The organism is Methanosarcina sp. KYL-1 (assembly GCF_024372725.1).
Classification (GTDB): domain Archaea; phylum Halobacteriota; class Methanosarcinia; order Methanosarcinales; family Methanosarcinaceae; genus Methanosarcina.
This window is the reverse complement of the sequence record NZ_VOUA01000031.1, coordinates 1-25275: the sequence shown is the minus strand read 5'-3', so window position 1 is coordinate 25275 and position 25275 is coordinate 1. Positions and strand designations below refer to the sequence as shown.

23 protein-coding genes are annotated in these 25275 nt (G+C 46.9%); 9 read left to right on the top strand and 14 right to left on the bottom strand.

Annotation, left to right across the window (positions count from 1 at the left end):
* Nucleotides 1-91: 91 nt before the first annotated feature.
* The 4 genes from hdrA to tnpB all read left to right on the top strand — a co-directional run bounded on the left by hdrA (nt 92) and on the right by tnpB (nt 5516).
* Complete coding sequence (gene hdrA / locus FTO70_RS15540; RefSeq protein WP_255336698.1) at nt 92-2560, top strand: ferredoxin:CoB-CoM heterodisulfide reductase subunit HdrA; 2469 nt, start codon at nt 92-94, stop codon at nt 2558-2560.
* Nucleotides 2560-3276, top strand: coding sequence for a ferredoxin:CoB-CoM heterodisulfide reductase subunit HdrC (hdrC, locus tag FTO70_RS15535; protein ID WP_255336678.1), 717 nt, complete (start codon nt 2560-2562; stop codon nt 3274-3276). The genes hdrA and hdrC overlap by 1 nt, the downstream gene beginning before the upstream one ends.
* Entirely contained in the window at nt 3230-4174 is a 945-nt protein-coding gene (gene hdrB / locus FTO70_RS15530; protein WP_255336677.1) for a ferredoxin:CoB-CoM heterodisulfide reductase subunit HdrB, read from the top strand. Before hdrC ends, hdrB begins: the two co-directional genes overlap by 47 nt.
* 229 nt (nt 4175-4403) lie before the next feature.
* Nucleotides 4404-5516: an IS200/IS605 family element RNA-guided endonuclease TnpB gene (gene tnpB / locus FTO70_RS15525; protein ID WP_255336676.1), complete on the top strand. Its 1113-nt coding sequence runs from the start codon at nt 4404-4406 to the stop codon at nt 5514-5516.
* 146 nt (nt 5517-5662) lie between these two features.
* Here the strand turns inward: tnpB and FTO70_RS15520 are convergent, their stop codons facing one another.
* On the bottom strand, nt 5663-6073 hold the full coding sequence (locus FTO70_RS15520) for a pyridoxamine 5'-phosphate oxidase family protein (RefSeq protein WP_255336675.1): 411 nt from the start codon (nt 6071-6073) through the stop codon (nt 5663-5665).
* A gap of 943 nt (nt 6074-7016) precedes the next feature.
* On the opposite strand from FTO70_RS15520, the gene hacA reads away from it, so the two are divergent.
* The gene (hacA, locus tag FTO70_RS15515) at nt 7017-8249 is read left to right on the top strand and encodes a homoaconitase large subunit (protein ID WP_255336697.1); all 1233 of its coding nucleotides are present in this window, start codon (nt 7017-7019) and stop codon (nt 8247-8249) included.
* Between the two features lie 236 nt (nt 8250-8485).
* Complete coding sequence (locus FTO70_RS15510; protein ID WP_255336674.1) at nt 8486-8704, top strand: hypothetical protein; 219 nt, start codon at nt 8486-8488, stop codon at nt 8702-8704.
* Nucleotides 8705-8963: 259 nt separating this feature from the next.
* Here the strand turns inward: FTO70_RS15510 and FTO70_RS15505 are convergent, their stop codons facing one another.
* From FTO70_RS15505 to FTO70_RS15460, 10 genes are all read right to left on the bottom strand, one after another.
* Nucleotides 8964-9707 carry a hypothetical protein gene (locus FTO70_RS15505; RefSeq protein WP_255336673.1) on the bottom strand — a complete coding sequence of 248 codons (744 nt, stop codon included), beginning with the start codon at nt 9705-9707 and terminating at the stop codon, nt 8964-8966.
* Nucleotides 9708-9797: 90 nt separating this feature from the next.
* A complete protein-coding gene (gene flaJ, locus FTO70_RS15500; protein WP_255336672.1) occupies nt 9798-11360 on the bottom strand; it encodes an archaellar assembly protein FlaJ in 1563 nt (520 codons plus the stop codon).
* Nucleotides 11357-13162: a type II/IV secretion system ATPase subunit gene (locus tag FTO70_RS15495; protein ID WP_255336671.1), complete on the bottom strand. Its 1806-nt coding sequence runs from the start codon at nt 13160-13162 to the stop codon at nt 11357-11359. The genes flaJ and FTO70_RS15495 overlap by 4 nt, the downstream gene beginning before the upstream one ends.
* Nucleotides 13163-13379: 217 nt before the next feature.
* Nucleotides 13380-14156, bottom strand: coding sequence for an ATPase domain-containing protein (locus tag FTO70_RS15490; protein ID WP_255336670.1), 777 nt, complete (start codon nt 14154-14156; stop codon nt 13380-13382).
* An 88-nt stretch (nt 14157-14244) separates the two neighbouring features.
* Entirely contained in the window at nt 14245-14760 is a 516-nt protein-coding gene (locus tag FTO70_RS15485) for a hypothetical protein (protein ID WP_255336669.1), read from the bottom strand.
* Nucleotides 14760-15254, bottom strand: coding sequence for a flagellin (locus FTO70_RS15480; protein WP_255336668.1), 495 nt, complete (start codon nt 15252-15254; stop codon nt 14760-14762). Before FTO70_RS15480 ends, FTO70_RS15485 begins: the two co-directional genes overlap by 1 nt.
* Before the next feature lie 80 nt (nt 15255-15334).
* The gene (locus tag FTO70_RS15475; protein WP_255336667.1) at nt 15335-15973 is read right to left on the bottom strand and encodes a FlaD/FlaE family flagellar protein; all 639 of its coding nucleotides are present in this window, start codon (nt 15971-15973) and stop codon (nt 15335-15337) included.
* A 101-nt stretch (nt 15974-16074) separates the two neighbouring features.
* Complete coding sequence (locus FTO70_RS15470; RefSeq protein ID WP_255336666.1) at nt 16075-16662, bottom strand: archaellin/type IV pilin N-terminal domain-containing protein; 588 nt, start codon at nt 16660-16662, stop codon at nt 16075-16077.
* Nucleotides 16663-17142: 480 nt separating this feature from the next.
* Nucleotides 17143-17994 (bottom strand): 2-oxoacid:ferredoxin oxidoreductase subunit beta, encoded by an 852-nt coding sequence (locus tag FTO70_RS15465; protein ID WP_255336665.1) that lies wholly within the window; start codon nt 17992-17994, stop codon nt 17143-17145.
* A complete protein-coding gene (locus tag FTO70_RS15460) occupies nt 17981-19720 on the bottom strand; it encodes a 2-oxoacid:acceptor oxidoreductase subunit alpha (RefSeq protein ID WP_255336696.1) in 1740 nt (579 codons plus the stop codon). The genes FTO70_RS15465 and FTO70_RS15460 overlap by 14 nt, the downstream gene beginning before the upstream one ends.
* A gap of 487 nt (nt 19721-20207) precedes the next feature.
* Between FTO70_RS15460 and FTO70_RS15455 the strand changes: the two genes are divergently transcribed.
* Complete coding sequence (locus tag FTO70_RS15455) at nt 20208-20402, top strand: hypothetical protein (protein WP_255336664.1); 195 nt, start codon at nt 20208-20210, stop codon at nt 20400-20402.
* 156 nt (nt 20403-20558) lie between these two features.
* Here the strand turns inward: FTO70_RS15455 and FTO70_RS15450 are convergent, their stop codons facing one another.
* Together FTO70_RS15450 and hmgA are read right to left on the bottom strand one after the other, a co-directional pair.
* Nucleotides 20559-20720, bottom strand: coding sequence for a hypothetical protein (locus FTO70_RS15450; protein ID WP_255336663.1), 162 nt, complete (start codon nt 20718-20720; stop codon nt 20559-20561).
* Between the two features lie 467 nt (nt 20721-21187).
* Nucleotides 21188-22444, bottom strand: coding sequence for a hydroxymethylglutaryl-CoA reductase (NADPH) (gene hmgA / locus FTO70_RS15445; RefSeq protein WP_255336662.1), 1257 nt, complete (start codon nt 22442-22444; stop codon nt 21188-21190).
* 175 nt (nt 22445-22619) lie between these two features.
* On the opposite strand from hmgA, the gene FTO70_RS15440 reads away from it, so the two are divergent.
* A complete protein-coding gene (locus FTO70_RS15440) occupies nt 22620-22808 on the top strand; it encodes a hypothetical protein (RefSeq protein WP_255336661.1) in 189 nt (62 codons plus the stop codon).
* A gap of 207 nt (nt 22809-23015) precedes the next feature.
* On the opposite strand, the gene FTO70_RS15435 is transcribed toward FTO70_RS15440, so the two are convergent.
* Nucleotides 23016-23384, bottom strand: a complete 369-nt coding sequence (locus tag FTO70_RS15435) for a DsrE family protein (protein ID WP_255336660.1) — start codon at nt 23382-23384, stop codon at nt 23016-23018.
* A gap of 585 nt (nt 23385-23969) precedes the next feature.
* On the opposite strand from FTO70_RS15435, the gene FTO70_RS15430 reads away from it, so the two are divergent.
* Nucleotides 23970-25275: PAS domain-containing protein (locus FTO70_RS15430; protein ID WP_255336659.1), on the top strand; the 1306-nt coding region annotated here is incomplete at its 3' end.

Genomic DNA, 25275 nt, shown 5'->3' with positions numbered 1-25275 from the left:
CAAATCTTTGCAAGGAACTGTCCTTTATGGGATATTTACCTCCTCTATTTTGGCAACCCTTAAATACGAATCCCGGGCAGATTCTAAATTGATGAGAGCATCCCCGGAGAAAACCGCCGTATTCATCTGCCACTGTAGCGGGAATATTTCCGAACATGTTGATATAAGTGCCGTGAAAAAAACCCTGAAATCCGAGGGGATTTCCGTTTTTGATTACGAGTACCTCTGTTCGAGCCAGGGCCAGGCACTGATCAAAGGCAAGATTTCGGAAGAAGGCCTGGACGGAATCGTGATTGGCTCGTGTACTCCTTCCAAACATGGGACCCTGTTTAAAAAGTGCATCCAGGAAACCGGGCTGAACAGGGCAATGCTCGAAATTGCAAACCTCAGGGAACAGTGTGCCTGGGTCCACCCCGAAAAAGCCGAAGCCACCGAGAAAGCAATCTCCTTGCTCCGGGGAAAACTAAGGCGCCTGCAAAATGTCGAGCCCTTGGAAGAGATAAAAGTGGACATCGCCCCTCAGGCCCTTGTAATCGGCGGGGGGATATCCGGAATTACGGCAGCCCTGAACCTTGCGGATAACGGCATTTCCACCTTCCTTGTTGAGAAAGACTCAAGCATAGGGGGGCAGATGGCAAAAATCGGCAAGATCTTTTCCCCCGACAAGCTTGCGGAAGAATGCGCCATGTGTTCGCTGAGCCCTCTTATGAACGAGGTTGCAGCTCACCCCAAAATCACTCTTTTAACCTGGACTGAAGTTGAACGGGTAAATGGAAGTGCCGGAAACTTCAGAGTTTTGCTGAAGAAAAAGCCGAGATATGTCCGGGACAACTGCACAGCCTGCGGGCGCTGCACCCGGGTCTGCCCTGTTGTCGTTGAAAACGAGTTCAACTGCGGGCATAAAGATAAAAAGGCAATTTCCCTGCGCTTTTCCCAGTCCGTCCCGAAAGTTTACTGCATCGACCCCGAACACTGCCTTCAGTTAAACGGGGAAGCCTGCGATGGGGAAGCCTGCGGGAAATGTGCCGAAGCCTGCAGAAGCGGGGCAATCGACTTCGGGCAGCAGGATGAATTTTTTGAAATAAATGTCGGCGCCATCGTTGTTGCTACAGGTTTTTCAGAATATGACGCCTCCCAGAAACCCCAGTACGGGTATGGGATTTTTTCAAACGTACTGACCCAGATGGAACTTGCCAGGGTGCTGGGGATCAATGGCCCCACAAAAGGGGAACTGCTCAGGCCTTCCGATTCCGGCAGGCTTTCAGATGCCGATCGGTCAGGTGCCTCTGCGTCAGGTGCCTCTGTTTCAGGTTCATCTGTTTCATGTACATCTGTTTCAGGTGCATGTGTGAATCAAAATGATAATTTACCTGCTGCCGGGGTCCCGAAAAGGATAGTTATGATCCAGTGCGTGGGCTCAAGGGACGAAAAAGCCGGAGGAAGCCCTTACTGTTCCAGGTATTGCTGCATGGCTGCCCTGAAACATGCAAGCCTTATAACGAAAAAACATCCGGATACTGAAATTACGATCTGCTATATCGATATGCGGGCTTTTGGCTTTTACGAGAACTATTACCGTGCAGTCCAGGACATGGGTGTCTCCTTTGTGAGGGGCAGGCCTGCCGAAGTCGTGGAAAAGCCGGACAAAAGCCTTGTCGTGAGGGTCGAAGACACCCTGAACCAGAAAAGGCTGGAACTCCCGGCCGACCTGGTCGTGCTTTCCGCGGCCATGCTTCCCTCTCCCGGAACCAGGGAAATTGCAGGTGTTTTAAACCTGAGCCAGGATGAGAACGGCTTTGTTAAGGAAAGGCACTCCAAACTGAAGCCTGTAGACAGTTCGGTGGACGGGATCTTTGTCTGCGGCACGGCCCAGGGCCCGAAGGACATCACGGATGCCATCGCTCAGGCAGGGCTTGCTGCGGTCAGGGCCAGGGCGTTCATTACGGACAGCCCGAAGATCCTTGAGAATGAGCTGGCAGCCATCAATCAGCTACTCTGCACCCGCTGCGGGGTCTGCCTGGACTGCCCGTTTGAGGCCCTTTCTTTTTCCGAAAGCGGGAGGGTGGTCGTTGACCCACTGATCTGCACAGGTTGCGGGTACTGCACCCGGCACTGTGAAACCGGAGCAATACAGGTTGCAGGCTTTACCAAAACCCAGCTAAAAGCCGAAATTGAAGGGGTCCTCGAAGAAGGAGACCTTCTGAGCTTCGTAAACAGCGGGATTTCTGCCCTTACCTGCGACAACATCGGAAACAGTGTGCTTAACTACCCCTCAAGTGTCAAGCTCGTCAGGGTGCCTACGGGCCTTGTGGTGGACAGGGACCTGCTGCTGCATGCCTTCAGGCACGGGGCTGCTTCGGTCCTTTTTGTGGAAGACCCCCCCGATAACCCGAAAGCCGAAATAATCTATCCTCTTGTTGCCAGCCATTTCGAAAAGCTGAAAGAGGAACTCGGAGCAGACGGTTCCAGGCTCCATTTCAAGAAAGCCTACGTCCCGAATACTAAGGGGCTTGCAGGCACTTTTACCACCCTTTCCCGGGAAGGAGAGATGATCAAATGATGCCATTGATGCCGCACGTAAACGGATACGACACCCCGGAGTGTAAAACCCTTGCAGAGACCGCAAAAAAAAGCATCCGGACCCCTACCTCCCTGGGGCTGGACCGCTGCATCCAGTGTGGAGCCTGCACGGCGTCCTGCCCTGCAGCCCGCTTTACGGACTACAACCCCCGGCAGCTCGTAAAGAAGGTTCAGGAAAACGACCGCAGTGTGCTTGAGTCGGAAATGATCTGGGCCTGCTTCTACTGCTATTCCTGCAATCTGCGCTGTCCCAGGAACAACAGCCCGGTAACAATCGTGCAGGTGCTCAGGCAGATGGCCATAAATGAAGGAATCGGGCTTGAGAGGCTTGAGTACTTTATGGAGATCGGGGAGGTCCTGGCAGAAAACGGGGCAAGCAAAGTCCCGGGTCCGGGCGTCAGGAACATGGAAAAAGACCTTGGTGAGCACTGGATAGGGTTTAAACGGAACCTGGAGTCAATCCGGGCCGAACTCGGGCTCGGTCCGAAAGATGTCAGGAACACCAACGGGGAAGTCCGGGCTATCCTTGAGGGTACAGGTTATTTTGAAAGGGAGAAATGGATAAAAGGAAAACTGCAGGAAAAACGCCTTCATGAGTTCCTGAATGTACGGTGTGAGAAAAACGAAGACAAGAGCGGAGAATTCGGCTTTGAAACTGATAGAGAATATCCCGGACAGGAAGCTTTTATTGTTTAAGAGCTGCATGGTCTCCCATGAGTACCCCGGGGTAGAGAGTGCCACACGCTATGTCTTTGACAGGCTTGGCATAGACTACCTGGTAAACGACGAACAGTCCTGCTGCACCGGGATCGGCCACTACACAGACCTCTTTGAAGGCCTTACCACCGCAGCCATTGCAGCCCGCAACTTCGCCGTTGCCAGGAGGTGCGGCTATCCTAACATCACCTGCCTCTGCTCCACTTGCTATGCCGTAAATAAGGAAGCCTGCGAGCTCCTGAACACAAACGACGAAGTCCGGGACAAAGTCAACTCCGTCTTCCGAGAACAGGGCCTCGATGACCTGGTCTACGAAAAAGGCGACATGAACCCCAGGACAAATTTCTACCACGCCGTCGAAATCCTCCTGAGCAAAGCCGACCGAATCCGGGAAGAAAAGCAGCTCGATTTCGCCGGCACCCGCGCAGCCGCCCACCACGCCTGCCATTATTATAAAGTAAAGTACCTGGACGTCGTCGGAAACCCCGAAAACCCCCAGCTCATAGACACTATAGCCGCAGCCTGCGGAGCTTTCCCTGTCCGCTGGTACGAGGACCGTACCCTGACCTGCGGGATGGGCTTTTCCCAGCTCCACCTGAACAAAAATACCTCGCTTCAGGTTACCAAAACCAAACTCGACAGCCTGCAGAGAGCCGGGGTAGAGCTCATGCTCCACATGTGCCCGAACTGCCACATCCAGTACGACCGCTACCAGCCCGTGATTGAGCGGGAGTTCGGCGTGGAATACGATATGGTGCACATGAACATCGCCCAGTTCGTGGCCCTTTCCATGGGTGCGGACCCATACAAAGTCTGCGGCTTCCAGACCCATTCCGTGCCTCTGGAAGGTTTTCTTGAAAAGGCCGGCATAATCTAAAAACCTGAGTTAATCCCCATTTTAAGGTTTTAGCCGGTCATTTTTTCTTTTGATCTTTTTATTCCGATTTTTTTAATCTTTTATCTCTTAAGGCGAGAAGACCCCTTCCTCGCCATTTCCGGTTTTGCCGGAAAATAGCAAGGAGGGGATGAAAGCCGTCCACTTCCCGGCACTACGATTAGTTAACTTGCCTATATACATATAAATTCGTAAAACGTTTACTGATATGATGTTAAAAGCCTATAAATTCAGGTTGTATCCTGCCGCCGAACAAAAAACCATGATAGCTAACCATATCGGTAGCTGCAGGTTCGTCTATAACTGGGCTTTAGAACAGAAAATCAAATCTTACGAGCAGGAAGGGAGATCCCTATCCCAGTATGACCTGAACAAACGGCTTCCTGAACTGAAAAAAGAGCATGAATGGCTTAAGAAAGTAAATTCTCAGTCATTGCAGGGAATGACGAAAAACTTAGATTCCGCCTTTACCATGTTTTTCAGGGAAAAGAATGGTTTCCCTAATTTCAAATCAAGAAAGAACCCTATACAGTCTTTCCCTGTCCCTCAACACTACACTGTCGATTTTGAGAATAACGTTGTCAAACTCCCTAAAATCGGTAAAGTTAAAGCAGTTCTTCACCAGAGGTTTGAGGGAAAACTAAAAACAGCAACTGTTTCCAGAACCTCCACTGAAATCTACTATATCAGTATTCTTGTGGATAATGGTGAAGAGTTGCCTGAAAAACAGGAATTTTCGGCTGATACAACTGTAGGGGTTGACGTGGGTATCAAGGATTTTGCAGTTATCTCAACAGGAGAAAAAATAGAGAATCCTAAGTACCTGAAAAACTCTATGAAACGCCTGAAAGTCCTGCAAAAAAGAGTAAGCAAAAAACCGAAAGGCTCAAAGAACAGGGAAAAAGCCAAATTAAGGCTTGCCAAACTTCACGAAAAAATCAGCAACCAGCGAAACGATTTCCAGCACCAACTTTCCTCTAAACTTATACGCGAGAACCAAGCAATAGCTGTGGAAACGTTAAACGTTAATGGTATGCTTAAAAACCATCATCTTGCACAGGCAATAAGTGATTCTTCATGGAGCAGTTTTGTTACAAAGTTAGTGTATAAAGCTGAATGGTTCGGGAAAACCCTGTTAAGGATAGGGAGATTTGAGCCATCAACAAAGCTTTGTAACGTTTGCGGGTATCACAATTCAAACATAACTCTGGATGTTAGAGAATGGGAGTGTCCTGTGTGTAAAACAAAACATGACAGGGACATAAATGCCGCTATTAATATCAAAAAATTTGCACTTCAAGCTAAAAATCTGATTGTAACTTGACACCTGCGGAACGTGGGGAAGAGCCTGTGGACTTGCGGAGCTTACTCCGGGGAATGAAGCAGGAAGCCCCTTCCTCAAAACCTGAGCCGCAAGGCAAAGGTTTTAGGGAGGGGGAGTTCACTTTGATTCACATCACTTCTGAAAACTCAGATCGATTTCTCCCAGCCCTGTCCCATATCAATGAGAGGTCTCAGCTCAATGATCTCGAAGGTAACCGTTGCATTCATCATCTGCGCAGCCTCCTCCCCGGCCATTTTTGCGATCTGGCTTTTAATCGTATCAAGCATTTCCCCGGAAGTCGCAGATTCCTTCATCTTCATATAAACCCTGATCCCTTTCCATTCCGTATCTGGTTCCATTATCAGGTATATCGCGTAAGGGTTTTCCTGAAGGTTTGAAAACGTGCGGTTCTTACCTGTTGCAACTACAACGGTCTTTTCATCGATCATATTGGGTGAGCCGAAAATGGCTGAATCTACCTTTCCATCTTTACTCGCTGTGCTGAGAACTCCAATTCTCGGTTGCTTGTTGAAGTAGTCCATCAATTTTGACGTCATATCAAATCCCCTATCACAAACTTCTTTTTCACCCTTCCCCTGAAAAATTGAATGAGCAGGCCTCCCTGTCCGAAAGTAATGCCCGGGAAAGAGCTTTATTACATCTGCAATAAATATTAGTCGTGGGAATGTTTAAAACTTTGCCTGAAGATTATCCCTTATACGAGTTACCCCTGAAAACCTTTTTTCGATTTGCTTCTCAGTACCGGCACTCTCACCGGGTTCCCGTCCACCTATAAAATATAAATGACCAGATTTTAAAATTCAAGTCCTCTTGAGGGAGCGCAGTGACCGAAAAGGACTGCGTACTGCAGAGCAGCAACTCTGCCGACGAAGGAGGCCGGCCTTTTCCAAAGATTACATCGCATAAATAAAAATAGTGTTGGGGGGGCCGAAAAAGTACAGCTTGATGCCTAAAAAGGTCATTATAGTGACCGGAATAGGACAGCTGGATACTTAAAAGGATTATTATAGTGACCGAAAAAGTACAGCTAGATCCCTAAAAAGTTCCTTCCGGTGGCTGAATATTAAGGTGTAGAATGCAGGATATAGAAAGCAAGACAGAAAAAATCGGAGTGAAAGGCTTCCTCTTCATCAGTTCATTTTGCATGCAACTTTTTTCAGTGATTTCGGAAAAGGCCGCCCGCTGATGCGGATGATGAGAATGCGGGGGACGATATGAAGATAAAGACCTGCCTTAATCGGGGTCCGGAATCTATCCCACTCCGGGCTTTTCCGGCGATCGGGCCGGATTTCTGGGGAGCCCATTTTTTCATTGTTTTTTGTAAGCCTGATTTCCAGCACAAAAATCCATTAATTATTTATATTCCGTTACTGTGAGTTCAGGAAACCTTATTTACGATTCGAAATGAATCTTAATTTCACTTCAATACTCTCACTCAAATCATCCATTCATTATAGAGGAGATTCACTTTTGGGAACAATCAGCGAAAAGATCTTTTCCCGGGCAGCGGGAACAGAGGCAAAGGCTAACGACTTCGTGCTGGCGGACGTGGATTATGCAATGGCCCACGACGGCACTTCCGTGCTGGCGGTAAACGCTTTTAAGGAAATGGAACTGGAAAAGGTCTGGGACCCGTCAAAGATCGTCATCCCCTTCGACCACATCTCGCCGGCAAATACTGAAACTTCGGCCACCCTCCAGAAAGAGATCCGGGAATGGGTAAAGGAACAGGGGATCCCCAACTTTTACGAGGTGGGGGAGGGCATCTGCCACCAGGTGCTGCCTGAAAACGGGTTTGCCCTGCCGGGAAAGCTGGTCGTGGGGGCTGACTCCCATTCCTGCACCTACGGGGCTTTCGGGGCATTTGCAACCGGGGTCGGGGCAACCGATATGGCCGAGATCTTTGCCACGGGCAAGCTCTGGTTTAAGGTTCCGGAAAGCTTCAGGATGACCGTGGAAGGGGAGCTTGGAGAAGGGGTTTATGCAAAAGACCTGACCCTCTACCTGATCGGAAAGACCGGGATTGCAGGGGCCACTTACAAGGCTGTCGAGTTTTACGGGCCTGCGATTTCCAGGCTCTCGGTTGCAGGGAGGATGACGCTCTGCAATATGGCAATCGAGATGGGAGCAAAGACGGGAATCGTCCCCCCGGACGGAAAGACCTTTGAGTTCCTGAGAAACAGGGCAGCTGCTCCCTATGAGCCGGTCTACGCCGACCAGGACGCTGCTTATGCAAAAGAGTTCACCTATGACGCCGGGGATATCGAGCCCCAGGTAGCCTGCCCGCACCAGGTTGATAACGTAAAGCCCGTGGGCGAGGTTGAAGGTACGCACGTGGACCAGGTCTTTATCGGGACCTGCACGAACGGGAGGCTCGAAGACCTGGAGGTGGCAGCCTCAATCCTTAAAGGAAAAAAGGTTGCAGTCCGGACCATCGTAATCCCTGCATCCCGTACTACCCTGCTTTCGGCAATCGAAAACGGGACCATGCAGATCCTCCTGAAAGCAGGGGTTACTCTTGCGACTCCGGGCTGCGGGCCCTGCCTCGGCGCCCACCAGGGCGTGCTCGGGGAAGGAGAAGTTTGCGTCTCTACCGCAAACAGGAACTTCAAGGGCAGGATGGGAAAAGACGGCTTCATCTACCTCGCATCCCCTGCAACAGCTGCAGCTTCCGCACTTACGGGAGAAATTACGGATCCCAGGAAGGCTTGAAATCCCTCCTGATTTTTTCATTTTCTTTTTTCCCTCTTTTTTCCCTCTTTTTTCCCTCTTTCTCTTCTTTTTCCTTTTTTCCAGGGTGGACGTCAAGTCCCGAGGTTTTTTCTTTGAAAACCAGTTCCCATTTTCTGTATCGTGCTTTTCGTTTAAAGTTAACAGCGTGAAGATCTGACTCACATCCAGCGGGAATTTATACAATGAACTGCATAATAAGTTCTGAGGGAATAGATATGTCTCAAGAGCTGAATACAAAGAAGCTTTCACATCTGATTGAACACTGGATCGAGCACAACGAAAGCCACAATAAAAGTTTCGTAGAATGGGCCCAGAAAGCCAAGAAGGATGGCTTCCTTGACGCTGCTGAGGAAATCCTTGAGGCCTCCAAAAAAGTTGATGAGGCGAACGAACACCTGAGAAAGGCGAAAGAAGGGCTTTTCCACCTTGACTAAAAACGAAAGTATCAACGAATCTGATATTAGTCCTTTACTTTTTCTTTAGGAACTTTTTCCCTTCACACCCCCTGTTTTTTCTTTTTTCTTTAGAGGAACTTTTCCCTTCACATCCCTGCTTTTGATCTCCACAGGCAGGAAGCCTTTCTCAAAAGCCTTAGCCATCAGGCGAAGGTTTTAGGGAGGGGTAGTTCACAATCTCTTTTCCTCACTTTGTAATCATCACTTTGTAATTTTTTTCATTGTTTCTGGAGCAATTTCAGAGACATTCTCCTGCAAGGAATTTCTTTACCTCTTTTAAGTCCTCCACCAGTTCGGAAGCCTCCGCGTCTTCAAGAAACTTCAGAATACTCTGTTCTTCTTCAGTATACAGGTCCTCATCGTTCAGGAGCTCTTCGAGAAGGTTATTCCCAAAAAGGCTTCCTGCAGATTTTTCTTCTTCAGGTTTGCCCTTCTTCTGAAGAGAGTGATTGTTTTCGGCGGCAGTCCCTGATAAAAAGGTATTTGGAAGCTTTGTTTTTTCCATGGTCGTGGAGATAAGTTCTTTTTCTCCTTCCAATTTCACTCCAGTTCCCGTTCTCCCTATTTTCCCTTCTTTTGCTATTGCTATCTTCCCTTCTTTTCCTTCTTTTCCTTCTTTTCCTTCTTTTCCAGAAAGTTCCAGCCCTTTGCCTAAATGGAAGATCTTTTCTTTTTCAGCGGTGTTGAAAGGGCCTGGTTCCCCGGTAGTGGGAATTGAGGAGACAGTTCCTTCTTTTCGGAGGGTGCCTGCAGTTCCTGTGATCTCTTCTTTCTTATCTTGCAACTTTCCCTCGTTTTGCCCTTTTTGTCCTGTTTCTTCCCTGTTTATAAGAGCTTTCTCAATGGTAACTTCGATTTCCCTTCTGTCCTTCATCAGTCCCCTTATCTCTACCTGGATCTCTTTTTTCCTTTGAATCAACTTCCCAATTTCACTATCATTCTTCTGCTTTACCCCGAATATAAGGTTCTTTAGCGCATTCATTTGATTTCATCCTCTCATTTCATCCTCTCAGATGTTTTATGTTTCTCATGATTCCGAAAGCTTCTTTTTCAGGCCCCAAATTCTTCTTTTTCATATCTGAAATGAGAATACATTTGACACTATCGGCGGAATAATAATCATGCAAATTCCTGAAATCCCCGACATCACTCCCCCATAGAAAAATAACTTGTAATTTCCCCCCCCTTCTACGATCTTCACGACCAGGGTGTTTGAAATAGTGAGGATAATTACCACGGCAAAGGTGAATTTGCAGAGAAAGGGTAAGCTCTCCCCTACGTTGAACATGCTCATCCCCATGCCTGACATGCCGTTCATTCCCCCCTGCAGCGCGGAATGTGACTCTGCCATCCTGTCTATGAGGCCGCTGAATTTGGTGATTATCTCCAGGACAAAGATAAGGAGCCCCACCATAACCCCGTGCAGGATTATGGCAAGCCCCCGGAAACCGGAACTTACCAGTTTTCTTTTCATCCGGAGCAGGACGATTACCAGGCTTGAAGCCGAGACAATGCTCCCGATTTCAGCCGGGTCCCCTCCAAGTTCTACAGCATCGGTAAAGATCTTTGAGCACCTGTTGATCAGTTCGGACCCGGTTTCCCCTATAAACTTTTCCCAGCAGAGTCTTGCCTTGAGCCCCAGGGAAAGGCTCACGTACAGTTTCTCAACTACCGGTTCGAGACAGCCCACTGTTTCCTTGTCCAGGCTCTCCATTGCACTGCTGATAGTAATCCCGGTCGTCCCGGCAAGAGTGCCCAGGGTTTTCACAAAGGCAGGGAAACAGCTGTCCCTCTCATCGATTTTCTGGTCATCGATCATTGCAAGGACCCCGAGGGGAAGCGTAAAGAGGGGTACTATCAGCAGGAGGATTTCCAGTTCTGTTTCAAGTGAAATGAGAAACGTGAGTGTAACTGCGCCGAGAGGGAGCAAAACCCGGCTCAAGGCCTCTATTCTCTTCTGTTCCTTTGATTTATGGTAGAGACCGTGGACCTTCTTTTCGGCAGGAGCTGCCTTATATATTATAAATAGTGCGAGCCCGCAGACAAATAAGACTAACAGGACTGTCATGGAAGCGATGGTCTCCAGGTTTCTTATATTGTAGATCATGACAGACACCAGGAGGATCGTGACAACGAGAGTAACAGATACCATCAGGGCAGTGTAGCCGTCGGTCCATTTCTTCAGGGATTCCACGCCGCGTTCATATTCGTTGGAGTATATTTCCTCCCGTGTGATTTTTTCGTGTTTAAGGAACCTTTTTTCCGGCTCTCCGGAGGAGAGGGTGTTTGCCATTCTTCCGAAGAATTTCGATAGGTACGAGTCCGTCACTTTCCGGGAGATGTACTTGCAGGCCTTTGAGTATTCATAACCCCATTTTGAGGCGAGGTTGTGGATCTGCTTGAAATATGCAGAGGCTTCATATTCCTTCTGGGACCCGGCGTAATCAAAGATTCTATCCCTCTCGATATCCGCGGTGGAGACAGCTGCCATATACGTGAGCATGAATAGCATGTCATCGCTGATCCTTTCAACTACCTTCACGTCCCTTAGTTTCCCTATCAGCTCCAGGCATCTCATCGTTTCGGGCTTCAGATCCCCCAGCCTTGCACCCCTTATATTCTCCATAAGCTTCATGGGATCACCCCTGCCTCCTCCACCCGGATCAGCATCTCAAACAGTTCATAGAAATTAATGACTCTTGCCTGGTGAATTTTCTTGAGGATTTTTGCCCTTTTGTCAAGTTCTACGTAGATTTTCCGGGCCTGTTTTTCCGGAATGCCCATGCTGGGTGCAATCTTTTGTTCCAGCAGGTAGGAGTTGTTCTTTCCCGTGAATTTGAACGTGTCCGTTGCAGGGTCCCACTTGAAGATATCCATAAAATTGAAAGAATGGTTAATGGGGTCATAGCCTACGATCTCGTTTATGCTCAGGACCCTTCTTCCGAACCCCTTTCCAGGGATGTTTACCGCACTCTGGATAAGGACCACGTTCAGGTTGTCCACATAATTCTTCGGAACGCTTATCGGGTCTCCGGTAAGCCTCTGGATCAACTTCTCAACGGAGGCAGCGTGGAAGGTGGACATGACAGGGTGCCCTGTCTGCATGGCCTGGAAAGCTATGTTTCCCTCCACACCACGGATTTCTCCTATCATTATCTCGTTGGGGCGCTGGCGCAGGGCTGCCTTCAGCAGGTCGAACATTGAAACATCGGACCCGCTGTCTTCCCGCGTGGTCCTCGTAACTTCCCTGGTCCAGTTCTTGTGGGGGACCTGCAGTTCAGGCGTATCCTCGATGGAAACAATCTTGGAATTCGGAGGGAGAAAAGTGGTCACTGCGTTCATCATGGTGGTCTTGCCGGATGCGGTCTCCCCGGAGATGAAGCAGTTCATCCCGGCCTTCATCATCATCCACATATACGCCGCCATGGTGTAGTCAAGCGTTCCGAATTCGATCAGTTCGAGGATGGAAATGGGGATTCCCATGAACTTCCTTATGGTGAAATTGCTCCCGCGTTTGGAAACGTCTTCCCCGAAGACGATATTGATCCTGGACCCGTCCGGCAGCGCCGTGTCTACTATCGGGTCCCGGTAGGTAATGGGCTTTCCAACCTTTTCGGACATCTGTATGACAAAAGAGTTAAGTTCCTCCATCTCCTGGAATGAGATTGTTGTCTTCAGGGCGGAAAATACCTTGTGTTCGACAAAGGTCCGGCCAAGCCCGCTGCAGCTTATGTCTTCTATATTGCTGTCCATTAACAGCGGTTGCAACACCCCCATCCCTACCTTGTCCCTGACCATGATGTATTTGATAGCCCTGAATTCCTCAGGAGTTATCAAAATTTTCGGCATGTTTGAATTTTTGTAGATTTTATTAATTCCTTTTAAATGCCGGCTGAGGATTTTAAATCGGCCTGAGTCGGCCTCTTCCTGATCTTCCTCATTTGTCTCTGTGCCTTTTTTCTTCTTTCTTTCCGCATTCTTCTTTATGATGCAGATTTTTTCAAGCACTTTTTCTAACAGTTCTTTCCTTTCTTCCGGATTTTTTGTGTTAACTTCCAGGCCCTGTACAACGTCTACAAGCAGCCATTCCACTTCTTCAAGGGTGCTCTCCAGGTCCTGGAAAATACAGGGTTCGATGGGGATGTAATAGTCTCTTAAATCATCGTTGTCAGGATAGATGTGGACGGCAAGTCCTCCCCCTATGGGATATATGAGATTCGGGTGTTTCATGCCTTTAAGGGCTCTTGAAATATATGGGTGGAATTCCGGAATCCCTATTTCTTCGAGCGGAAGCCTGCAGACGTAGTCAAGGATATGCTTGTTTTCCTCCCGGTCCACGAACTCTTGCATTTCAGTTGAAAGTCTGGCGTATACTTCCTTTCGGGAACGCCCGCCGTTGTCCGGATCAGGTAGCGGGTCAAAAGGCAGAGCTTCCATCTCAATTCCCCATCCGGTTTTTCATTTTCTGGCTGCCGAAATGCTTCATTCGCTTCTTCCGGAACTTTCACTTTTCTTCTATTCATTCCTGTTTTCCGGGTCCCTTCTCTTTTCCAGGATCCCTTCTCCTTTCCAGGGCTCCGTTTTCCTTTCCAGGGTCCCACATTTTTTCCCGGGTATCTTTCTGGTTTTCCACGGATTCCCGTTTTTCCCGGAATCAGGCTTTTACATTTGAAACCGGGATGATTTTCAGCCCGACTTCGTTGTCCACATCAAAACTCAGCACGTTTCCGGTAATTTTCTTTGCACCTCTCAGTTTCTGGATTTCCATGGTCTTTATCCACTTATCTCCTACGTATTCGATCCTGAGTTCAAGATAGGTATCGCAGATTGACCGGATCCTGTGGAGCAGTGCCTGGGAGAATGCGTATCCGTGCACGCTTATGAGAATGGTCTTTCCCCCGTCGCAGAGCTTAATACATTCAGTAAAAAAGTTTAGCACGGCATTTTCCGAGGAATTCACAACGAAAACTGTCAGGGAATCAATGAGTATAAGTTCTTCTTCACTCTTTTTGATGCATTCGAGGAGTACCTGGAGCAGGTTTTCGCTCAGCCTGGGGTTCTCCTCAATATAATTTGCATTAATTTCGAATATCCTGGACCTTCCGATGATGAAATAATCTGAAATGTTGAAGCTCAGCTCTTCCATACCCTTCAGCAGGTCTTTAGCCGATTTTTCTGTAGTAAAAGTGAATACCTTTTTGTCCCTTTCCAGGGCTCCATACATGATCTGCTGCAGAAAAATAGATTTCCCGCTGTCATTTCCTCCCTCTAGCAGCCCAAGGGAGCCAACAGGGATTCCCCCTTCCAGTTTTCGGTCAATTTCCAGGTTTCCGGAAGATATGACCTCAACAGAGACCTTCTCTTCTATTTCCAGGTCACTGAATATTTCCCCATAGAACTCTTCGCTTTCAATCAATGCCCCCTCACTCATACTTTCTCCACCCTACATTTTTTTCTCTAAATTGCCTGAAATTCTCTAAATTGCCTGAATTTCTCTAATTTCTTCAGATATGCCTGAATCATCCTTTGAAATATCCTGAATCCGTGACCCCATTCGGAGCAGTTACCTGAAGCCAGTTCGTGCTCGAGCTTTCCAGAGAGTCTTCGGCACTCAGCCGGATCTGCAGTTCCATCTCCTCGTCCGGGTCAAGGATGTCGGGGTTTACCAGGTCAGGATTAATGTCCTTTACAATCCATCTGTTCGTTGCAGGGTCATTGCCTTCCAGGTAAGGGACCCAGAAGGTTTTTGTTGTACCGGAGGCGTTACAGTACCGGACGATTACATCCATATAAGCGAAGTCCCCGATTTTTACTGATCCCGTGTTGTTGAGGGATACCAGGATGTCGACTCCATCCGTTGTGATGTTCGTTATTTCGATTTCCGTTTTCAGCATCTCGTTTTTGTTGTCCTGCATTTCCATTACCGAATCTGCAAGCACGTCTGTCATGTAAAAACCTCCTTTTGAGCAGACGTAGGATGCCAGAAGGATGGCTGCAACCGAAACCATTGCTGAAATTATCGACCCGAACCCCATTATGACACCGTGAAATAGGCCTCTTCCGAAACCCCGTTGTATGCGTTGAACTTGAAGAAGTACTTCTCCCTGCTTACAAGCGCCTCTACAGGTTTGATTTTGATTCTCAGCGTTTCCCCTTTGTCCCAGTCCCCATCTTCACTTTGCTCTATGGAATAACTCCAGCCAGGGGACAAACTCCCGCTTTCGTCATAGGGTATCCATTCAAAGTTATCCGACGTCCCGAAAAAAAGGTCCGATTCAGGGATCAGACCCGAGGATATCCGGTTGCATCCCACGTTCTTGACCCAGACGTAAAGCTCCGTATCGTTAGCACTGGCCGCTTCATGCAGGATCTTCGTGTCGGTCAGGATCTGGTCCCCCATCACATCCGTGCGGCTCATTATCGGGTCCCCGGCAGCAATGACGGAAGGGTATACCGCTGAAATAAATGCACAAGCACAGATTACAGACGCTGTTGTTAGAATTGCAGCGCTTATTGAATCCCCACTCAATTAGCGACCCCCCGCTTTATTTTTCTGTTTTCTCCCAAATTCGGTTAATTCCAGAAATTCGGTTAATTCCAGTTTTTAATTCAGCTGAAAGTAATTCCCTTTTTCATCTCTTTTTCTTCCCCGTTCCAGCCTGCATCATCTTCATAGAGTTGCTGGATTCTCTTCCTGGATTCTCCCGGATTCAGGATTGCACTCAACTGTGAAAGTACCGTTATGTTGTCTTTCATGCTGACTTTTTTTTCCTCGGCAGGCTCTTCAGTGGAAAGCTCTGCGATATTCTGGATCACGTCCCTTACGTTGTCGGAAAGCTGTCCTGTAATTGTATAGAGCTTAAGAAGTTCATTCAGGTTATCGTGCCCGATTGTCCTTACCGAATAGTCCACCCAGCGCATCAGTTCCACAAGCATGAAAGTATCTATCCCGTTCCTGAAAGACAAAGGAGGTTCACACGGAGGCATTTCCGGCTTAGGGGAAATCCGTTCCGGAACATTTTCGGGAGGTGTGTCAGGTTTTTCAGTTTCCTTTTCAGCAGTATCCTTACCCGCTGAAGCTTCTTTTTTTACTGCCTTTATCCCCGGTGCTCCCTGGTTCTGGATGCTGCAGAACGGGTTTTCCGTCCTGTTCATCAGGTCCCTGATATCCACGAGTAACTCTTTTACTTCTCCTTTTACTATTTTGAGTTCGATTTCAAGGTCGTTTACTCTTCGATCCAGTTCCATGCTAAACACCTGAAAAAAGGTAATTATCCCTCATCCGGTCCCTCAAGTTAATGAAAGTAATAAAAAGAGAGGGGGTGGGGATAATTTCCCCTATTTAGAGATTATTTCAGGCACATCACAGCGTCAATCTGTGGTGGGGTTACTCTTGATACCGGAACGATTGCACCAACTGATGGCTTGATCTCAATCCTGAATTCCTTGTTAACTGCAGTAGCCGCAGTTTTCAGCATTGAGCCAGCAGGAACGGTAACATTAAGCTCTACTTTCTCATGTTGCTCAAGTACGTTGTCCCCATCGCCAGCTCCTATAAAGTGCTGGGTCCAGGTTGTTGAATTTACATAGGTGGCGTTATCAGTATAAGATACCACCATCAGTCCCGCAGTACTACTTGCTCCAATGTCCACGGGGGCTTGACCGGCAGTAAGTTGGAGGGTAACAAGAATATAATCTATATCTGTCGAACCAGTTCCTTTTGCGATCACGTCTCCACAAAGTTCAACGGAGGAAGTTGTCTGTTTGACACCCTCATCAATAGTTTTCTTGGCAGTGTCGGAAGTGGTAAACCCTGCCCCGAGGACAACGTAAGAGAATACTGCTGCCACCACTACGAAGGCAGTCAGCACGATTGCGGATTCAAGCCCTGTGAAGGCTTTTTCGTCTTTTTTGAATGTACTGAAAATTCCTTTCATTTTGCTTCACTCCTCATATTCTTTTTTAATTTTCTTAAAATGTCTATAGAAAAGTCAAAAGAACCCCATATAGCTGTAGCTGTCTGGAAATCTAACCTGAAAGCTAATCTAATGCAGTTTCTAATTTAATGACCCCTCTATACCTACCCATAATCTTACAAGAGATAGTATAACTCTTCTAATTTATTAACTTTTCCCAAAAAATTACCAAGTTTTTATTAATGTACATTTTTAAAAAGAGTTTAAATTTTCTGTGAAAAATTATTTGGGAATTATGTCCTTGCCAGGGGTCAATTATTCCCGGGATGGTTTTGAGGAGCAGGTTTTTGGTTCCTGACCCGGGTATCCAAATTTTATCCGGGTTTTAATATTTTCGTGCGGTTATTCATCTCTTAAAAAAGATAAGGGCTTATCTATATTATAACTCCTTTTATATTCATATACATTAGCTAAAAATGAAGGTGAGGGGAGGTTGAAGGTTTAATAAAACTTTTCAAGTTCCCGCTTTACTTCTTCAACCGAAAACTTCTGCCTGACGAGGGGCTGTTCCCGGATGACCGGGATCAGTTCTTCAAGGGTTTCCCGGTTGTTTTTGTAGAAAATGCCGTTAGGGATCCTTTCTCCCCATTCAAGGGCCTTTTCGAATGCTTTAAGGCGGTTTGAGGGGTCGTAGTCTTCTTCGAGCCTGTAAACCCTGTCCCGGTACCATTTGAAAGTATTTATCTTGTTGAAGCTTACGCAGGGCTGGAGGATGTCCAGGAGGGCAAAGCCCTTGTGGGTGATTGCAGCTTTCATCAGCTCTTTGAGGTATTCCTGGTCCCCTGAAAAGCCCCGGGCAACAAAACTGCAGTCCTGGGAGACTGCCAGGGCAAGAGGGTTCATGGGTTCCGAAACGGCGCCGAATGGCTGGGCTTTTGAGCGGGTGCCCCGGGCTGAGGTGGGGGATGCCTGTCCTTTGGTCAGCCCGTAGATCTGGTTGTTGTGGACCAGCAGGGTGATGTTCGGGTTCCTCCGGATGGCATGGAGGAAATGGTTTCCGCCTTCCCCGTAGCAGTCCCCGTCCCCGGCAACTGCGATCACGTGAAGGGAATGGTTGGCAAGTTTGGCAGCCGTGGCAACGGGAAGCGTCCTCCCGTGCAGCCCGTTGAAGGTGTGGCACTTCATGTAATGGGGCAGTTTTCCGCTCTGCCCTATCCCGGAGACCAGGAGGACTTCCCAGGGTTCGATCCCGAGTTCGACAAGGGCTTTTTTGAGGCTTGAGAGGATCTGGAAGTTCCCGCAGCCCGGACACCAGGTAGGGGTCTGGCCTTCATAGGCTTCAAATGTAGGCATGCAGTTCCTCCTTCAGGTTTTCAACTGTAAAGGGCCTCCCGTCGTATCTCGATACCAGGTGTACGAAACCGAAGCCTGTCTCGGCCCTGATAAGTTTTGCAAACTGCCCTGTTGCGTTGTTTTCTATGCAGATGGCAAGGTCTGCTTTTTCCAGGAGTTCGATGTAATCGAACCTGTCCCTTTCTGGAAGGGGATAGACCTGGCTGAAATGCAGCATGGCAATCTCCTGCTCCCCCGAAAAGAGGTCCACAACCTCTTTCATAACGCCGTAGGTCGAGCCGTGGCCCACGAGCACGACCTTTGGAGAGGGGGCTCCGTAGAGCAGTGGGGCTTCGATTTCTTTTCTAATAAGGGGCATTTTTTTAAGGAGCCTCTTCCTTACCATTTCTATCCGGGTCTCGGCATCTTCTATGATGTGGCCCTCTTCATCATGCTCGTCGCTGTCGGTTACTACCAGGTGCTTTCCTGCCTCCCCGGGGACTGCAAGGAGGGAAATGCCGGTTTCCGAGAGGGCATGGCGCCTGTACTCCTCAACCCCTTTAAGGTCTTTTTCCCGCAGCCTATAATCGTTGTAGAGCAGCTTTTCGGGGTCGAAGTCCTCAAAGGTCCACTGGGAGTCTCCCAGGTACTGGTCGGACTGGATAAACACCGGGACCTGGTACTTTTCCGCAATCTCAAAAGCCCTGTTTGTGAGGTAAAAGGCCTGTTTCGGGCTTCCCGGCTCGAAAATCACCCTTGGGAACTCCCCGTGCCCTGAGTAGAGGATGAAGAGGAGGTCCGCCTGTTCCGTCCTGGTGGGAAGGCCCGTAGCCGGCCCGGGGCGCTGCACTTCTGCAATTACGATCGGGGTCTCGGTCATCCCGGCCAGGGAGAGGCCTTCTACCATCAGGGCAAACCCCCCGCCTGAAGTCCCGGTCATGGCCCGCACCCCTGCAAAGGAGGCTCCTATTGCCATATTTATGGCTGCAACCTCGTCTTCGGCCTGTTCGACGATTATCCCGTATTCTTCTGCCTTTGATGCCAGGAAGTTCATTACCCCAGTCGACGGGGTCATCGGGTAGGCTGAATAGAACTTGCAGCCTGACATAAGGGCTCCGAGCCCTATTGCCTGGAGCCCGTTTATGAGCATGAGTTTCCTGTCTTGCGGCTCTGAAAGCCCTGATTTTTCGCAGCCTGGGCAGTGCTCCCTGGCATAATCGTAGCCTGCATGCGCACAGGCGATGTTTTTTTCGATTACTTCTTCCCCTTTCTTCTTGAAAGCCGTTCTCAGGATTTCCTCAAGGGCGTCCAACCCCGTCCCCAGCATGCCGAGCACGGCTCCCGTTGCCACGGTGTTTTCCATGACCCTGTTTTTCCCTACATCAAGGGCTATTTTCTTGAAGGGGACATCTATGAATTCCGGGCTTTCGAATGTCTTTTTTATGCTCTCGGAATCATAGATGATGATCCCCTCTTCCCCGAGGTTTTTCCTGTGGATTTCGATTGTGTTCAGGTCAAGGGCAACAAGGATGTCCACTGAATCCTTAGAAGCCGTCACCCTGCGGTCGGAGTAGCGGATCTGGTAAAAATTGTGCCCGCCGCGGATCCTGGACATATAGTCCTGGTGCGTAAATACGTGAAAACCTTTACGTGAAAAAGCCTTTGCGAGTGCTCCTCCTATGGTCTGCAGCCCCTGTCCGGCTTCTCCCCCTATTCGAAGTGTATAGTCCAGAAATTTTTCCCCCAGTATTTTTTGGCACTATATTTCATTCAGGTCCGGAGGTTTCTATGATTGGAATTCAGAAACCCTGAAGATATGCGTGCGGTATGCGTACTCTTCTCCTTCGCTGAGTTCTCTTCTTGAGTTGAGTTCAGCTTATTTCCTTCAGTTTTTCATCCATATCAATATCCTTGTACTGATAAGGTTCCGGAAAAACTTACACACGTAAAAAGCTTATATTCTCCCCAATCATATATTAAAATCAAAGTTTATATAATCTTGCTCCCGGTATTGAATTAGGAAATAATTCCGGAAAAAATGTGATATTCAAATACCTGAGTTGAGGAATAACTCTCAATCATAAGAGAAAATAAGGGTCAGTGGAATAGCAGACGGGATAAAATCCGCGTTTTTGCTCAGGTTTCCTGACCCGTAAAATAAAGGAATGTTTTTATCGGAGAATTGTCTTAACGGTGTTAACACGGCTATCCGGGCAGAGAGGAGATGAGTCATAATGTCACTTCACGAGTCAATAAAAAATTTCTTTCTTAAAGGCAGGGGGGTATTGTTAGGTTTCCCTCTTATATTTTTAGGAGCTTTCCTGTTTGCGATTAATAAAGTACTGGGTGGAGTCACGGTCGTGATAGGAATATTTTTCCTTACAATAAGTGATTATTTCCTTGAAAACGAGGACGAAGATGAGTTTTAAGTAATTTGTGCGGGAGAAATTCCCTTTTACACGGAAGTCTTCCTATCCGGACGATCTCTGTATTTACGGAATCCGTTCAGGAAAACCGACGACAAATACGGTGAGCTGACTATAAAATAGGTTGAAAAGGCCTCAATGAATCAAAATAAAAAAATCTTAGAAAAGGTAAAGGGTCTTTCCAAAAAGTATGCAGCCTACCAGCACAATCCCAAGTATCAGTATATCCATCTGAAGGATGGTATACAGGATTAAAAAGCAAATTGCGGAAGTAACCGCACAGGCCAGAATGTCCACGGGGTTGCTCATGCATGGCACCATATTAAGTTTAGAAGTGTAGGCAATAATAAGCGTTTCTACTTTGTACAAAAATTTAATAATAACGGGCGTATAATAACTTCTATATTTTTCATAATTCCTGACGGTAATGTCAAAGAATATCGATGCAGGAATATTCTTTTTTGGATCTTTTTTGTCATTCCAATTCAATTTATGGAGAATCCAGACTGTGAAGGCCCCGGTGAGAACGAAGGTACCTGAAAAATATATCAAAAAAGGTTTTCATGTCCGAACGATGAGTTTACAGTTCCTTTTTCGGATATTCTGGACTAATACCACCCGATTGGTCATGAACTGTCAAAAGAAACCATCAAAAGAAATTGCTGTATGCAAAAAAGAAAGAAAGTGATATGAAAAAGGAAAAAATAATGCAAAAAAGGGAAAAATTTGTATTCTTACTTTTCTCCGGATGCCGGGTTCTGGCATTTACCCGGCATTTTCCGGCGGTTTCAGAACTTCCCGCGGCCGAGCTGGGCATGGGCGCGGGCGAGATGTCCGGCGGCCTGGGCCCCGATCAGGGAGATCTCTCCTGCAAGCACGGCAGAGGCTACGATTTCTGCAAACTTCCGGGCGTTTGTCCCGGGGACATCTCCTGCGCCTGCAACGCCCAGGAGGTTCAGGCAGTCCCTCTGGGTCCCAAGGGTGGTGCCCCCTCCTACGGTCCCCACCGGCAGGGCTGGCAGGGTGACCGAACAGTGAACTTCCTCGTATTTTGTAAGCTCCATGCTTGTGATCGCGGTGCTGCCTTCGACAACATGGGCCGCGTCCTGTCCGCAGGCCAGGTAGACAGCTGCAATGATGTTTGCTGCGTGGGCGTTGAAACCGAGTGCTCCTGCCCTTGCCGAGCCCAGCAGGTTCTTGCTGTAGTTAACCTCAACCATGGTCTCAGGGGTGCACTTCAGGGTTTCCTTGACGATTTCCGCAGGGATGGTGACTTCGGCGACGACGGTCTTTCCCCTCCCGAGGATGGTGCTTATGGAAGCCGGTTTTTTGTCGGTGCACATGTTCCCTGAAAGGGTAATCGGCTGGGCGCCGAACTCGTCGGCTATCAGGTGGAGCACGGCGTCCGTGGCTATGGTGACCATGTTCATGCCCATTGCATCTTTAGTGTCATAGGAAAACCTGAGGTATACGTAGGTCCCGGCCACGAAGGGCTGCACGCCAAGCAGTTTTCCGAAACGGGTTGTCTTTTCGGCGACTTCTTTCATCTGTTCGAAAGTCTCGGGGTTTTTGACCCAGTCATAAAACTTTTTGGTGCGGTCCAGGCTCTCAAGTTTGAATACGGGTGCCCTGGTCATTTCATCCTCGAAAATCCGGACGTTTGCTCCCCCTGATCTTGTGATGACTGAACATCCGCGGTTTACGCTGGCTACAAGGGCTCCCTCCGTTGTGGCCAGAGGGATATAGTACTCGGAGTCCGCATATTCCCCGTTTACCTTTAGAAGCCCGGCAACCCCCAGCGGGATCTGCACGGCTCCTATCATGTTTTCTATATTTTTCTTTGTTGCAGCTTCCACATCGAGGGAAAAATTCTGGATGTGCTCAAACTCAAGTTTTGCAAACTCCTGGATGGCAAGCCTCCGGAGCTTTACGGCAGTTTCAGGGTCGGAAACCTCTTCAATTTTGCGAAAAGCGATTTCTCCGGCCAGGATTTTCTGTAAAAGAAGTTTTTCCTCATCATTTAGTTCATAGGCTTCTAAAGACATGGAATCACCGAGATTTTGGTCCTTTGCTTGTTTCAGTTATAAATTACCTTCTAATGCTAAAATAAGGCACAAGAATTCAAATATGGTGCTTTTATGCTAATTATATACATATTGGCATATAATTTATTCCTTAAAAGCGGATTTTCTGGCTGGTTTTTGCACCGGGAATGAAGAGTTGCCCGCAAACATAAAAAACTTTATCGGTTTGGAAAAAGCAGAGTGCTGGTGGAGAAGCAAGAAGGTCTCTTCCCCGACAAGGGCTGAATGTAACATAAACGTTGGGAAGAATTTGATAAACTTGTTGATTCAATGTGCTGAAAAGCCTGGCCAACATTTGGGGGACCTGTTGATAAGAATCTATTGATAGGAATCTATTGATGGAATTTGTTGCTGCAATGTACTGAAAAGTTTTAAAAGGATGGGAATTCTCTCCCGAAAATTAGGGGGCTGAATTAGGGATGAGGGGAAATAAGGGGGTAATGTAGATTTTAAGTTCCAGTGAATTTTAAGTTCCAGTGAATTATTGAGTTTTATTGGCTTTAGTTAAAATATTGAGTTTTGTTCCGAAAGCTCAGAAGTTTATGATCAACTGGTTTTCTTCCTGGTATGTAAGGAAAAGTTCGGCTACGTCCTTGGAGCAGATGAATTCAATCCCTGGAATCAGTTCTTCTTTCTTGAGGCCTATCATGTCCGAGGCAAGCTGGCAGCAGCGGAATTCGACCCCAATCTCTATACATTCCTGAATCATGGCGTCGTATTTTGGTGACCCTCTGGTCTTGTCTTTCTTTGCAAGCAGTACCCCCATTGGCCCCCAGAGGATGACCAGAACGTCAAGCCCCTTACTCCGGTAATATTTTGCAAATTTGAGAGTTTCCTGCGGGCTTGTGCTTTCATATACCATGTTTTTGAGTAGCAGCAATACCTTTTCGACTTTTGTCATAAGAACCCCAGGTCCGAATAATACTTTTCTGAAACAGATTACCTGGATGTATATAAAGTTTCACATTGGGAATATATAATTGTATAATTTTCTTGTAATCGTATAGAGGAATGGGTAGTATGCAGCTATAAAATTAAAGCTGAAATTACTTTATGCGAGTTATATACAAATTATATCTTGAATGTTATAGAAACCTGAATGTTGTAGGGCGGCAAATTAAACACAATTAATTTCTATGCCACTAATGTGTATAAAAATTTACTAATTATTGAAGTTATTGGGTTAGTTATTAGGTTAATCTTTTCTGAATAACTTGGAACAGTATCACTAAAAAATTCACATAAGTATTTAGTGTTTTTTTAATTGTTTTCCTTTTTAATTGTTTTCCATAAATAAGAGTTGTTCATGTCAATAGAAGATGAATGAATTCATTCGTTTGTTTTTTTCATAACAAATTGAAGAATTGATCCGATAGTATCTGAGATGCCAACTTGTTGGAAGTTTTTTCACATCACCTACACATTTATATATTTATTCTAATTATTATTACGATGATTATAATAATAATCTGGAGATGTATCAAAAATGGTTTCAATGGGTTCTGATGTAGAAAAGAGGGAGCAAAAAAAATCATCCCAAAATCTGATTGAGGATATGGATTCAAAGGCAAAAGAAGTAAGCTGGCTAATAGATAGCCTTCCGGTAACTATTTTTAGAGTATCGAATGAGTCGTCATGGGCTATACTTTATATAAGTAAAAATGTGGAGAGGCTAACCGGTTATTCTAAAATGGATTTTATTGCCCAAAAATTATCATGGTCCGATCTTATTTTTCCGGAGGATGTCCCAATAATCGATAAGGTTGTGCAGAAAGCAAAGAAAAGCAACACTTCCTATCAAGTTGAATATAGAATCAAAAGATCAGACGGTAATACAGTATTCATTCATGAACAGGCTCATTTAGTGAATGATGATAACGGAAACCTGGCTTATATTGATGGGGTGTTTTTAGACGCAACTCGGCATGTAAAACAACGAGAAGAATCTCAACGGTTGATTGTTAATGGCATACCAAAGCCATCATTTGCATATTTTGTAGATTCATCTAGAAAGATAAAACATCTCAATGATTATTTTGTAGAAGTCTGCAACCTTAAAAGTGCGGATGACTTCATCGGCCTGTCCCCTTCTGAAATCGTAGAAAGTAGTACTTTAGTAGATAATACCAAAGGTACTAATAAAACTAAATCTCTTGCTGAAAAAGTGTTGGAAACCGGAGAAGCAGTTTATAACCTTGAAGGATCTGTTAAACTTACGGGTGCAGATAAAGCGCTATTTGTAGTATGTTCTTCAGTACCGATAAAAGATGAGGATGGCGTCATTATCGGTAGTCTCACGGTTTTAACTGATATGACCGAGATGAAAGAGAAAGAAGATGAAATTCAGGGCCTTTTAGATTACACTAACAGTTGCCTGAAAGAGCTTGGAGAAGGCATCAGAAGAATTGGGGAGGGGGATCTTGACGTTAATCTGGAAAAAATCAAGGATGACGAATTTGGAAATACTTTCGATGAGTTAAATGAGCTTGTAATTAAGCTGAAGTCAATCATTGAAAATACTATAGCAGACATGCTTACAACTCTGGAAGAAGCCCGTCAGTCCGAAGAAGCCGTCTCCCAGATGAATACTGGCATGCAGCAAATTTCAACAGCTGCAGAGCAGATCGCCACCGGTTCCGAGAACCTTTCCAGGCATGCAGGTACGGCAGCTTCCGATGTAAAAGCTTCTGCTGAAATTTTCAAAAAACTCAGTGAGTCTTCCCATAAGTCTGCCGACTATGCTTCCCAGGCAGGTAAGACCAGTGAGGAAGCCCAGAGTCTTGACAATATGG

Excerpts from the sequence above, each read along its gene's own strand:
- FTO70_RS15435 (WP_255336660.1), bottom strand. The coding sequence starts at position 23,384 with ATGACAAAAGTCGAAAAGGTATTGCTGCTACTCAAAAACATGGTATAT.
- FTO70_RS15495 (WP_255336671.1), bottom strand. The coding sequence starts at position 13,162 with ATGGAAGCTCTGCCTTTTGACCCGCTACCTGATCCGGACAACGGCGGG.
- hdrA (WP_255336698.1), top strand. The coding sequence starts at position 92 with ATGAGAGCATCCCCGGAGAAAACCGCCGTATTCATCTGCCACTGTAGC.
- FTO70_RS15510 (WP_255336674.1), top strand. The coding sequence starts at position 8,486 with ATGTCTCAAGAGCTGAATACAAAGAAGCTTTCACATCTGATTGAACAC.
- hmgA (WP_255336662.1), bottom strand. The coding sequence starts at position 22,444 with ATGTCTTTAGAAGCCTATGAACTAAATGATGAGGAAAAACTTCTTTTA.
- FTO70_RS15455 (WP_255336664.1), top strand. The coding sequence starts at position 20,208 with ATGTCACTTCACGAGTCAATAAAAAATTTCTTTCTTAAAGGCAGGGGG.
- hdrC (WP_255336678.1), top strand. The coding sequence starts at position 2,560 with ATGCCATTGATGCCGCACGTAAACGGATACGACACCCCGGAGTGTAAA.
- FTO70_RS15485 (WP_255336669.1), bottom strand. The coding sequence starts at position 14,760 with ATGGGGTTCGGGTCGATAATTTCAGCAATGGTTTCGGTTGCAGCCATC.
- tnpB (WP_255336676.1), top strand. The coding sequence starts at position 4,404 with ATGTTAAAAGCCTATAAATTCAGGTTGTATCCTGCCGCCGAACAAAAA.
- FTO70_RS15450 (WP_255336663.1), bottom strand. The coding sequence starts at position 20,720 with ATGGTGCCATGCATGAGCAACCCCGTGGACATTCTGGCCTGTGCGGTT.
- FTO70_RS15465 (WP_255336665.1), bottom strand. The coding sequence starts at position 17,994 with ATGCCTACATTTGAAGCCTATGAAGGCCAGACCCCTACCTGGTGTCCG.
- flaJ (WP_255336672.1), bottom strand. The coding sequence starts at position 11,360 with ATGAAGCTTATGGAGAATATAAGGGGTGCAAGGCTGGGGGATCTGAAG.
- FTO70_RS15490 (WP_255336670.1), bottom strand. The coding sequence starts at position 14,156 with ATGAGTGAGGGGGCATTGATTGAAAGCGAAGAGTTCTATGGGGAAATA.
- FTO70_RS15475 (WP_255336667.1), bottom strand. The coding sequence starts at position 15,973 with ATGGAACTGGATCGAAGAGTAAACGACCTTGAAATCGAACTCAAAATA.
- FTO70_RS15470 (WP_255336666.1), bottom strand. The coding sequence starts at position 16,662 with ATGAAAGGAATTTTCAGTACATTCAAAAAAGACGAAAAAGCCTTCACA.
- FTO70_RS15505 (WP_255336673.1), bottom strand. The coding sequence starts at position 9,707 with ATGAATGCGCTAAAGAACCTTATATTCGGGGTAAAGCAGAAGAATGAT.
- FTO70_RS15520 (WP_255336675.1), bottom strand. The coding sequence starts at position 6,073 with ATGACGTCAAAATTGATGGACTACTTCAACAAGCAACCGAGAATTGGA.